Source organism: Nitrosomonas ureae, from assembly GCF_900108305.1.
GTDB lineage: Bacteria > Pseudomonadota > Gammaproteobacteria > Burkholderiales > Nitrosomonadaceae > Nitrosomonas > Nitrosomonas ureae_B.
Genome location: NZ_FNUX01000040.1, coordinates 1 through 11731 on the forward strand (window position 1 = coordinate 1; position 11731 = coordinate 11731).

The following is an 11731-nucleotide window of genomic DNA, read 5'->3' on the forward strand; positions in this document are numbered from 1 at the left end:
ACGAAGACGAAGACGAAGACGAAGAAGAGGACAGTGCCAGTGATGAGGCTGATAGCGAAGATGAAGATGAAGATGAAGATGATGAGGAATAATTCACTTCGCGCAGTAGTAAGTTATTTACCTTGATCTTCGTAAAAAGATAATATTTGAGCTTCAATAAAGGATGCTCTAAATATATTTTGTGAGGATTTTGATATAAAATATTACTGGAATGGCCCGCCTATGGCGGGCTTTTTATTCGTTGAGGTTTTTGTATGCTGAATCATTTTCCAAAGCCGGATGTCGTTTATCCACATAGAAATAGAGACTACTTTATTGCCGGCTTTACATTCTTTTGTGTTGCGGTGAGCTTGGTAATCGATGGCAGCGCAAGTTATGAAACTCAAAACATCCTGGGAGCCATTGCCTGGATTTTCTTGTTTGGATTACTAATTGGTGAAAATAAGGAAGTGCGTATGCAGGTTGTAGTTGCGGTAGCATTTGCAACTGCAGGGGAGCATTTTGCTTCCATTTATATGGAAGGATATACCTATCGATTTGGAAATGTTCCATTGTATGTTCCACCTGGACATGGGATGGTTTATTTGACTGCGGTAGCGCTTTCTCGCTCAAGATTTTTTCTGATGAATGCAAAAGAGTTGGCAATTTTTGTTATTGTATCGGGCGGGCTATGGTCGCTTTGGGGTATTAGCGGAATCCCTGAGCAAGGTGATCAAGTAGGAGCTTTTTTATTTTGTATTTTTGTTATTTGCTTATTCAAAGGACGGTCACCAATGGTTTATCTGGGAGCTTTCTTTATTTGCACATGGCTTGAGATTATAGGAACGGCGGCGGGAACTTGGAAATGGGCATCTATTGAGCCAGTTTTTAATTGGACCCAGGGAAATCCTCCCAGTGGAGTTGCAGCTTGGTATTGTTTGGTCGATGCGGTAGCTATTGGTTTTGCACCGAAGATTCTAAATGGTTTGCAAAAAATGGGTAACTGGTATAAAACATCACTTGATAAATGACATTACGCTCGAATAAAATTTCTCGATGTTATGGGATTTATGACATATTATTTTTGTTGAACATGATTTCTTTGAAGGAATATTTGTGACTGTAGTTCGTTTGCCGGATGGATCAGAACGAATTTTTGAGCATCCTGTTAGTGTGATGGAAGTTGCTATGACTATTGGCTCGGGGCTTGCGCGTGCAGCTATTGCTGGAAGAATCAATGGAAAATTGGTCGATTTAAGCTATCTGATTGAAGATGATAGTGACTTAGCGATTATTACGGAAAAAGATAATGAAGGACTGGAGATTATCAGGCATTCTTGTGCACATCTGTTAGCGCATGCAGTAAAAGAATTATTCCCAGAAGCACAAGTAACTATTGGACCAGTAATCAATGATGGGTTTTATTATGACTTTTCTTACAAGCGCTCATTCACTTTTGAGGATTTAGCTGCGATTGAGAAGCGCATGATCGAAATCAGTAAACGAGATTTGAAAATAGACCGAAAGATACTGGAGCGAGCTAAAGCAATTGATTTTTTTAAGAAGCAAGGTGAATATTACAAAGCTCAAATAATTGAATCAATACCAGGGGATGAAGATTTGTCACTTTATTCTCAAGGTGATTTTACTGATCTTTGTCGTGGGCCGCATGTTCCTGCTACTTCAAAAATAAAAGTTTTTAAACTTATGAAAGTTGCAGGTGCATATTGGCGCGGTGATTCAAACAATGAAATGCTACAACGTATTTACGGAACAGCCTGGACTAACAAGGATGATCAAAAGAATTACTTGCATCGATTAGAAGAAGCGGAAAAAAGAGATCATCGCAGGATTGGTAAACAACTGAATTTGTTTCACATGCAAGACGAAGCATCCGGTATGGTGTTTTGGCATCCAAAAGGATGGGCGCTATGGCAACAAATAGAACAGTATATGAGGAATATTCTGAGTCAGAATGGCTATCACGAAATACGAACACCTCAAATTCTGGATAAGGATTTATGGGTACGTTCAGGGCATTGGGAAAACTTTCGTGAGAATATGTTTATTACGCATTCAGATGAGCGTGATTTTGCTATCAAGCCGATGAATTGCCCTGGTCATGTGCAAATATTTAATCAAGGTTTGCGAAGTTATCGCGAGTTACCGATTCGATTCGCAGAATTTGGTTCGTGTCATCGCAATGAAGCATCAGGGGCATTGCATGGAATCATGCGAGTGCGTGCTTTTACGCAAGATGATGCGCATATTTTTTGTACTGAAGATCAGATACAACAAGAAGTCGTGGAATTTATTGATTTGTTGAAAATTGTTTATGCAGATTTTGGTTTTCGGGAGATTCTGATAAAACTTTCAACTCGCCCCCCAAAACGCGTCGGTTCAGAGGCGCAATGGGATAAATCAGAAGCTGCACTGGAAGCGGCACTTAATGAAGTTAAATTGGAATGGGAGCAACAACCTGGTGAAGGTGCTTTTTATGGTCCTAAAATCGAATTTTCCCTCAAGGATTGTATTGGTCGTGTATGGCAATGTGGCACATTGCAGCTAGATTTCTCAATGCCTGATCGCTTGGGTGCAGAATATGTGGCAGAGGATAACTCGCGCCAGGTACCGGTTATGCTGCATAGAGCTATACTTGGTTCATTGGAAAGATTTATCGGGATATTGATAGAAAATTATGCGGGTGCATTACCTTTGTGGTTGTCGCCTGAACAAGTTGTTGTATTAAATATATCTCGTGCACAGATCGATTACGCTCAGGAAGTGGTTGTTCAATTAAGGGATAGTGGCGTCAGAGCGAGTTTAGACTTGAGAAATGAGAAGATAACCTATAAAATCCGCGAACATAGTTTGCAGAAACTTCCGTATCAGATTATTGTTGGAGATGAAGAAGTACGAGCAAATAAAATTGCTGTTCGTAATCGGGCGGGTGAAAATCTTGGTCAGATGAAATTGCCGGACTTCCTCGTACGGTTTAATGAAGAGCTTTCGTTAAAGGTGTAGTTTCTTGGTTTAATTAATTTTGGAGAATTTGCCATAGTTCAGGATAAGTCAGTGCGTATCAATGAAGAGATTGATGTGCCGGAAGTGCGTTTGATTGGTGTTAATGGAGAGCAAGTTGGTATTGTTTTACTTGCGGATGCGAATGTCTTGGCGGAAGAGGCAGGAGTTGATTTGGTTGAGATTGCTCCAACGGCACAACCGCCGGTTTGTCGATTGATGGATTATGGAAAGTTCCGTTATCAAGAAAGCAAAAAAAAGCATGATGCGAAATTAAAGCAAAAACAAGTTCAAATTAAAGAAATTAAATTTAGGCCGAACACAGATGAAGGAGATTATAATATTAAGCTTAGGAATCTGAGAAGCTTTTTAGATGAAGGCGATAAAGTTAAAGTGACATTACGTTTTCGTGGGCGTGAAATGGCGCATCAAGAGTTTGGTATGCGTTTACTTGAACGTGTGAAAGATGATTTGGAATCCTTTGCAATAGTGGAGCAATTTCCTAAAATGGAAGGGCGACAGATGGTTATGGTACTATCCCCTAAGAAAAGAGATGCCAAGACAGATAAATCAAAAGTAGTGGCGGAAGATTCATTGACGTCAATGTGATTGGTGTATTTTCTTGTAAGTAATTGTAAGTAGAATAAAAATAAGTGATTGTCAGGTCTGTAAAGTTTCTCTAGCATGAGAACACCTGTTTTCATGTTAAATGAGGAGTGTTTTATGCCGAAGATGAAAACTAAAAGTGGAGCAGCGAAGCGCTTTAAATTTCGAGCGAGTGGAAGTATTAAACGCTCACAAGCTTTCAAACGTCATATATTGACAAAGAAAACAACAAAAAATAAACGTCAATTACGAGGTATAGCGGAAGTTCATTTCACTAATGAAAACGCTATCCGTACTATGATGCCTTATGCATAAAGGAAGGGGTAGACATGCCTAGAGTAAAACGTGGTGTAACCGCTCATGCGCGGCATAAAAAAATATTGGATTTAGCTAAAGGCTATCGAGGGCGTAGAAAAAATGTTTATCGCATAGCGAAACAAGCTGTTATGAAGGCTGGTCAATATGCCTATCGTGATCGTCGTCAACGTAAAAGACAATTTAGGGCTTTATGGATTGCACGGATCAATGCGGCCGCTCGTGAATGTGGTTTATCGTATAGTGTATTTATGAATGGTCTGAAAAAAGCCAGTATCGAAGTGGATAGAAAAGTTTTGGCTGATTTGGCCGTATTTGATAAGAGTGCTTTTGAGAGAATCGTAGAACAAGCTAAGGCTAGTTTAGCGACATAATTAGTAGCGATAATATGTTGATGGGAGGTCGGGTAAAACCTGAGCCTCCCTTTTTCTTATGAAAATAATACATGAAAAAGTAATTCTCAGCGCTGAATTAGCATGGAAAATCTGAAAGAAATTATTTCTGAAGCAGAAACTTTGATGAATGCTATCGAAGATGCTGCAGAGTTGGAAAATGTTAAGGCGCGTTATCTCGGTAAGAACGGCATTCTTACCGAATTACTCAAAGGGTTAGGAAAGCTTCCGGTAGGAGAACGCCCTATTATAGGCAGTCAGATCAATGAAGCAAAAATCCAATTAGAGTCAACGCTTAAAAACCGGCGTAGTGTAATTCAGGCCAAAGAACTGGAAAAAAAACTGACGGAAGAGGCATTAGATGTTACTTTGCCGGGCAGAGGGTATGGTGTTGGTGGGCTGCATCCTGTGACGCAGACTTTGCAGCGCATTGAGGGATTATTTCATTCAGTTGGCTTCAATGTAGTCTCAGGACCTGAAATAGAAACTGATTTTTATAATTTTACGGCCTTGAACATTCCAAAGAATCACCCGGCTCGCGCTATGCATGATACGTTTTATATTGATAATGGGGATTTGTTGCGGACACATACATCGCCGGTTCAAATTCGATATATGCAGACTAATAAGCCGCCCGTCAAAGTGATCGCGCCCGGTCGGGTTTATCGTTGTGATTCTGATGTGACGCATACACCCATGTTTCATCAAGTAGAAGGCTTATGGATTGACGAGAATGCCAATTTTTCTGCTTTGAAAGGTATTTTAGCCAATTTTATGGCTCAATTCTTTGAGCGTGATGATTTGCCAGTAAGATTCAGGCCGTCTTTTTTTCCATTTACCGAACCTTCTGCTGAGATGGATATTGGTTGCGTGATGTGTAGTGGAGAGGGCTGTCGAATATGCAGTCATACAGGTTGGTTGGAAGTGCTTGGGTGCGGAATGATTCATCCCAATGTATTAAAGCATGTCGCGATCGACAGTGAGCAATATATTGGATTCGCATTTGGTTTGGGTGTGGAGCGCTTGACAATGCTCAGATATGGTGTCAATGATTTGAGACTGTTTTTTGAAAATGATTTGCGTTTTCTTAAACAATTTAATTAAATCCAAATAATGTGCTTATTACTGTATTAGTTGTGAATTTTCATGAAATTTTCTGAAATCTGGTTGCGAAGTTTTGTTAATCCTGCTTGCTCTGGTGATCAGCTTGCGCATGCACTCACGATGGCTGGTATTGAAGTTGAAAGTATTGAGCCAGTAGCGTCTGCTTTTGATAATGTGATCGTGGCAGAAGTTGTTTCGGTTGAGAGGCATCCTGCTGCGGATAGGCTATCAGTTTGTAATGTTAAAGCAGGAAAATCGGATAATGATTTATTGCAGATTGTGTGTGGCGCATCTAATGTAAGTGTGGGAATAAAAGTACCCTGTGCATTGATCGGGGCAAATTTACCGAGCCTTATGATCAGAAAAACGAAATTGCGAGGCATAGATTCTTCCGGAATGCTATGTTCAGCAAAAGAATTAGGTATTGATGAGGTGGCGGATGGTTTGTTGTTACTTCCTAATGATGCTCCGGTCGGTATGGATTTTCGCAGTTATTATCAACTTGAGGATAGAATCTTTACATTGAGTTTGACTCCTAATCGAGCTGATTGCCTGAGTGTGCAAGGTGTAGCCCGTGAAGTTTCGGCCATAACAGATACCGGCATCCTGCCTCCATTTGCAATAGAAAATGTTTCTGACGAAATTAATGATACCTTTAATGTGCATGTGACTGCTCCGGATGCGTGCCCGCTATATTGTGGCCGGTTATTGCGGAATATTAATCTTAATGTGACAACGCCATTATGGCTGACACAGAGATTAGAACGTAGTGGTATACGATCAATTAATCCAGTCGTTGATATTACTAACTATGTGATGCTGGAAATGGGTCAGCCCATGCATGCATTTGATCTGGCTAAGATAACGGGTGGATCCATCCAGGTACGTTATGCGTTACCGCATGAGAAAATTCAATTATTGAATGGTGATCAAGTAGATTTGACTCCGGAAATGCTTTTAATAACGGATGAGCATAAACCACTCGCACTAGCCGGCATCATGGGTGGTTTAGAGAGTGGTGTGACGTATGACACCACAGATATTTTCTTAGAAAGTGCATTCTTTAGTCCGGCTGTAATCAGCGGTAAGTTATTTCATCTAGGCTTTAGCTCAGATTCGGCTTATCGTTTTGAACGTGGAGTAGACTTTGCAGACACAAGAAGCGCACTTGAACGTGCTTCATATCTAATTCATAGCATCTGTGGCGGTCAAGCAGGCACGGTAATCGAAGTAAAGCATGAATTACCTCAGCGGTCTTCAGTTGATGTGCGCATGGAACGAGTAAAACGGATATTGGGTATTGATCTCGATAAGGAGAAAATAGGTAATTATTTTAGGCGATTAGGATTTAAATTCTCTGAAAAAGATAAATGTTTTAGTGTGATGCCGCCTACCTATCGTTTTGATCTAATGATAGAAGAAGACTTTATTGAGGAATTGGCGCGTATTTATGGTTATGACCGCATCTCAACTCATTATCCGCATGCCAGTATGGCGATGTTACCGGCACCTGAAACACAACATACCACAATAGAAATTAAACAGACATTAATAAATCTTGATTATCAAGAGGTTATTAATTACGCTTTCGTAGATTCTGAGTGGGAAGCTGATTTTATAGATAATCATAAGCCAATCACGTTGCTGAATCCGATTTCAAATCAGATGAATGTAATGCGAAGTACACTGATAGGTGGGCTCATTTCCAATTTACAGTTTAATTTGAATCGTAAGCAAGTTAGGGTGCGTTTGTTTGAGGTTGGCTGTTGTTTTATACGTGAGGATGAGAGTGATTGTAAGCAAATAGAAAAAATTTCTGGACTTAGCTATGGAGATTTTTCATCTGAGCAATGGGGAATAGCAGCAAGAAACGTTGATTTCTATGATATTAAAGCAGATGTGGAGGTTCTGTGCCGAGGTAAGCATATTGAATTTAAGAAATTCTCTCATCCGGCGCTACATCCTGGAAAATCGGCAGAAATTTGCTTCGAAGGCAAGATTATAGGATGGATTGGCGAATTGCATCCACGTTGGCAGGCAAAGTACAGTTTACAAAAAAATACGATATTGTTTGAGCTTGATTTACACAGCTTGAAACCAAAACTTCTGCCGCTTATCAAGGAGATTTCTAAATTTCCACCTGTAAGACGAGATATTGCAATCATTGTTGATAATGATATTAGCGCATATTCATTACTGTCCTGTATGCAGGCAGTGAAACCAACGATTATATCGGATATATCATTATTTGATATTTATCGCGGTAAAGGTATGGAAAGTAACAAAAAAAGTCTTGCATTCCGTGTATTGTTGCAAGATACTGAGAAAACACTGACGGATGAACAAGTAGAATCTGCGGTAACAAGTCTAATAACAATATTGAAAAATCAGTTTGGCGCCGAATTGCGTAATTGACGCTTGTTAAGATTCGTACTTGAATTTTCTTCGTAGATTAATGATCCTGAGCGTATTAATCTGTATTTTCTAAGGGCGCTGCTAATTACTGAATCGCCTCTGTATTAAGTTAATATTTACACAAAATTATAACTAAAAGGAGTGAAGCATGGCATTAACAAAAGCTGAATTAGCTGATCTATTATTTGAGAATGTCGGACTAAATAAACGTGAAGCGAAAGACATGGTTGAGTCTTTCTATGAGGAAGTACGTACCGCCTTACAAAATGGAGAGGGTGTTAAATTATCCGGTTTTGGCAATTTTCAGCTACGCTCAAAGCCGCAACGCCCGGGTAGGAACCCAAAAACAGGTGAAGAAATTCCGATTACTGCACGTCGTGTAGTGACATTTCATGCTAGTCAGAAGTTAAAAGCCTTAGTCGAAGAAAATTATCATGGAAAGTAAAAAAACAAATAACACATTGCTGCCAATCCCTGCTAAGCGTTATTTTACTATTGGAGAGGTGGGCATACTTTGTGATGTTAAACCGCATGTGTTGCGCTATTGGGAACACGAATTTTTACAATTAAAACCAGTTAAACGTCGTGGAAATCGTCGTTATTATCAACGCCAAGAAATTTTATTGATACGGCGCATCAGAGAGCTACTGTACGTACAAGGTTTTACAATCAACGGCGCACGGAATCAGTTGGAACATATCACAGAATCGAATGCATCTGATAGAGACAATATTAATTTGTTTTCTCCGAAGATGGATTTGGGTTATATCCGGTATGAAATTAATCGTATTAAATCACAATTGCTTTCATGAAATAGTATTTCAGTGATAGCTCCAAAGGTTTGAGTGTTTTGTTTGCTATAATTATGCACTCGGGGCGTAGCGCAGCCTGGTAGCGTACTTGCATGGGGTGCAAGTGGTCGGAGGTTCGAATCCTCTCGCCCCGACCATGTGGTTAATGTCTGTAAAAATGATTGATGCAAAATTTAATGCGCCGGAACATATTTCTTTCTATCAATTTATAATCAGTAGCTTATAAAAATGCGCATATTGCTCAGTAACGATGATGGCTATTTTGCGCCCGGTCTTGCTTGCCTTGCTGATTTTCTCTCGAAAATGGCAGAAATCATAGTAGTTGCCCCTGAAAGAGATCGAAGTGGATCCAGTAATTCATTAACGCTGGATCGCCCGCTCAACTTGCAGAAATCTCATAATGGTTTTTATTATGTCAATGGAACGCCAACGGATTGTGTCCATCTGGCAGTCACAGGTATGCTTGATGTAATGCCGGATATGATCATATCCGGCATAAATCAAGGGGCCAACATGGGTGATGACACAATCTATTCGGGTACTGTTGCCGCAGCTACAGAAGGTTTCTTACTGGGTATTCCTTCAATAGCCGTTTCCTTGGTTAGTGCGTCTCGTGGAAACTACTTAACGGCTGCACGCGTTGTAGCTGATATGGTGAGTCGCTTCAGAGAAAATGAAATCCACAGTCCGGTTCTGTTAAATATTAATGTGCCGGATATCGAGTATCAGCAGCTTAAAGGTGTCGAAGTTACTCGACTTGGGCGACGTCATAAAGCTGAGCCAGTGATCAAATCACAAAGCCCTCGCGGAGAAGTTATGTACTGGGTTGGCGCTGCGGGCCCTGCGCAGGATGCAGGCAAAGGTACAGATTTTTATGCGACTCAGAATGACCGGGTTTCAGTGACTCCACTGCAAATCGACTTAACCCGATATGATCAATTGGACCTCATAGCAAGGTGGCTTGGTAATTAGGCGCCTGTTATGTTTAAGTGATATAAATTTTTGTGAGTAATGATTGGTGAATGTGAGTCATTCTGGAATTGGTATGACCTCTCAACGTACGCGCATGCGCATGATCGAGCGTTTGCGTACACAAGGGATCGCTGATGAAGTGGTTTTATCAGCCATGGGTGCAATTCCTCGTCATATTTTTGTTGAAGAAGCGCTTGCAAGCAGAGCTTACGAAGATGTTGCTTTACCCATAAATTATGGACAAACCATATCAAGTCCATGGATTGTTGCACGGATGAGTGAGTTATTGCGTGTAAATAAAAACTTAGAAAAAGTACTGGAAATCGGGACAGGTTGTGGATATCAGACAGCTGTACTAGCAAAGATTGCACAGAAAGTTTATTCGATAGAGCGCATTGGGCCATTATTAACCCGGACCAGAATTCGATTGCAAGAATTGCAAATTAGAAATATTTATTTAAAACATGCAGATGGCTTACTTGGACTTGCAGAGGCCGGACCATTTGATGGTATTATCATGACAGCGGTGACTACACATGTTCCTGTTTCATTGTTGGAACAAATAATTGTCGGTGGCAGAATGATTTTTCCCAAAGGGACTCAGAAACAGAATTTGTGTGTTATCGAGCGCAACTCTCAAGGGTATAATGAGACCGTGCTGGAAGAAGTGAATTTTGTCCCCTTGCTCGGAGGGGTTGTAAAGAAATAGTAGCTCGGGGAAGATAAAATGACAAATGTTGCAATGACTAGACTGATCAATACTGATAGTTGTAATTGTATCATTAAGTTATTTACTTTTATGACAAGAAAATCAAAATCATGCACATGTAATTTTTATTTGCTGCTGGCTGCCTATCTTTTTCTATTAGGATGTAGCACAACACAGCCGCCTGCGCCGGTGGTTGATCGTGTGAAAACCGATTCTGCGGGGGCGGCCAGGCCGGTCGAGTCCAACAATCTGGATCATCATCAGTTTTATACCGTGCAGCAAGGGGATACCCTATATGGAATTGCACTTAAAAATAATATTGATTACAAAAAATTGGTGGAATGGAACGAGATTATTGATCCAAATTCCATCAGGCCAGGGCAGAAAATTAGCTTGTCTATGCCGATAAGTGATTCTCAGCCTATATTGTTTGCATTACCTCAGCAACCGATAACGACAACTATCGAACCGGGTGCAGATTCTTCCGATTTCGCAACTTCTGCAGCAAACGTTAATACCGGTAAGTTAAAAACGAGTCCAAAAGCTCTTAAACTGCCCTTTTCAGAACAAAATGTGGCTCGATTACAATATCCAGAAAATAATACCTCACTACCTGCAGCACAACCTTCTCCAGTTACCCCTGTTGCGATGGCAAATACCAGAATTGAAACGGCTCCTCAACCCGAAACATCAAAATCGGATATGCTAACGAGTCATTCGGTCGCTGAATGGATCTGGCCTACAGCAGGAAAATTACTATCATCTTTTTCCAAGAACTCGAAGGGTGTAAAGATATCAGGTCAAACCGGACAACCAATACTGGCATCGGCTGCAGGTGAAGTTGTCTACAGTGGGCATGGACTTCGTGGTTATGGGAATTTGATCATTATCAAACATAACAATACATTTCTCAGTGCCTATGCACATAATAGCAAGCTACTGGTCAAAGAAGGCGAGGCTGTGACAAAAGGGCAGAAAATTGCGGAAATGGGAAATACTGATACAGATATGACCCAGTTGCATTTTGAGATACGTAAGCATGGTAAGCCGGTTGATCCGTTGGAATATCTACCCAATCAATCCTAATTGAACGAATGAGCAGGCCAGCAACTGGTCGACAGTTATTATTCCCTTTACTATCACTTGCAGTTCCATTCTAAAATCGGAAGTTGCATATACTCCAGAGATTGTATGGTGTGCTTAGTCGCCGCTTCAAGCCAGGACGATTGCTTTTTCCAGATATTTGATAGACTTCATTATGCATTGTGAAAAAATAAATCAGGCGATAGTGATTGAAGTTCAATAACTAATTAGTCGATTCTGAAAAACCCTTAAGCATTTGATATTAGTTATAAATGCACTGTATGTTAGTGATCATAGCGACCGAAGATGTTAAAATGGCGCTG

The 11731-nt window shown here is 40.5% G+C and carries 12 protein-coding genes and 1 tRNA gene; all 13 read left to right on the forward strand.

Annotation, left to right across the window (positions count from 1 at the left end; all coding sequences use genetic code 11):
* Nucleotides 1–254 precede the first annotated feature (254 nt).
* Nucleotides 255–1010 (forward strand): hypothetical protein, encoded by a 756-nt coding sequence (locus C4S39_RS14300; protein ID WP_103967623.1) that lies wholly within the window; start codon nt 255–257, stop codon nt 1008–1010.
* 85 nt (nt 1011–1095) lie between these two features.
* Nucleotides 1096–3003, forward strand: a complete 1908-nt coding sequence (gene thrS / locus C4S39_RS14305; protein WP_103967624.1) for a threonine--tRNA ligase — start codon at nt 1096–1098, stop codon at nt 3001–3003.
* Between the two features lie 51 nt (nt 3004–3054).
* Nucleotides 3055–3609, forward strand: coding sequence for a translation initiation factor IF-3 (gene infC / locus C4S39_RS14310; protein ID WP_219817979.1), 555 nt, complete (start codon nt 3055–3057; stop codon nt 3607–3609).
* 114 nt (nt 3610–3723) lie between these two features.
* Nucleotides 3724–3921, forward strand: coding sequence for a 50S ribosomal protein L35 (gene rpmI / locus C4S39_RS14315; protein ID WP_013647984.1), 198 nt, complete (start codon nt 3724–3726; stop codon nt 3919–3921).
* A 14-nt stretch (nt 3922–3935) separates the two neighbouring features.
* Entirely contained in the window at nt 3936–4295 is a 360-nt protein-coding gene (rplT, locus tag C4S39_RS14320) for a 50S ribosomal protein L20 (RefSeq protein WP_062560030.1), read from the forward strand.
* 102 nt (nt 4296–4397) lie between these two features.
* Nucleotides 4398–5417, forward strand: a complete 1020-nt coding sequence (gene pheS, locus C4S39_RS14325) for a phenylalanine--tRNA ligase subunit alpha (protein WP_103967626.1) — start codon at nt 4398–4400, stop codon at nt 5415–5417.
* 42 nt (nt 5418–5459) lie between these two features.
* Nucleotides 5460–7832, forward strand: a complete 2373-nt coding sequence (gene pheT, locus C4S39_RS14330; protein ID WP_103967627.1) for a phenylalanine--tRNA ligase subunit beta — start codon at nt 5460–5462, stop codon at nt 7830–7832.
* A gap of 148 nt (nt 7833–7980) precedes the next feature.
* Nucleotides 7981–8277, forward strand: a complete 297-nt coding sequence (locus C4S39_RS14335; RefSeq protein ID WP_103967628.1) for an integration host factor subunit alpha — start codon at nt 7981–7983, stop codon at nt 8275–8277.
* Nucleotides 8267–8644 (forward strand): MerR family transcriptional regulator, encoded by a 378-nt coding sequence (locus tag C4S39_RS14340; protein WP_103967629.1) that lies wholly within the window; start codon nt 8267–8269, stop codon nt 8642–8644. Before C4S39_RS14335 ends, C4S39_RS14340 begins: the two co-directional genes overlap by 11 nt.
* A 60-nt stretch (nt 8645–8704) precedes the next feature.
* Nucleotides 8705–8781 (forward strand) — tRNA-Pro (locus tag C4S39_RS14345).
* 91 nt (nt 8782–8872) lie between these two features.
* On the forward strand, nt 8873–9616 hold the full coding sequence (gene surE / locus C4S39_RS14350; protein WP_103967630.1) for a 5'/3'-nucleotidase SurE: 744 nt from the start codon (nt 8873–8875) through the stop codon (nt 9614–9616).
* Between the two features lie 46 nt (nt 9617–9662).
* Nucleotides 9663–10325 (forward strand): protein-L-isoaspartate(D-aspartate) O-methyltransferase, encoded by a 663-nt coding sequence (locus tag C4S39_RS14355; RefSeq protein ID WP_103967631.1) that lies wholly within the window; start codon nt 9663–9665, stop codon nt 10323–10325.
* A gap of 90 nt (nt 10326–10415) precedes the next feature.
* Nucleotides 10416–11411 carry a peptidoglycan DD-metalloendopeptidase family protein gene (locus C4S39_RS14360; protein ID WP_258039462.1) on the forward strand — a complete coding sequence of 332 codons (996 nt, stop codon included), beginning with the start codon at nt 10416–10418 and terminating at the stop codon, nt 11409–11411.
* The last annotated feature ends 320 nt before the right edge of the window (nt 11412–11731 follow it).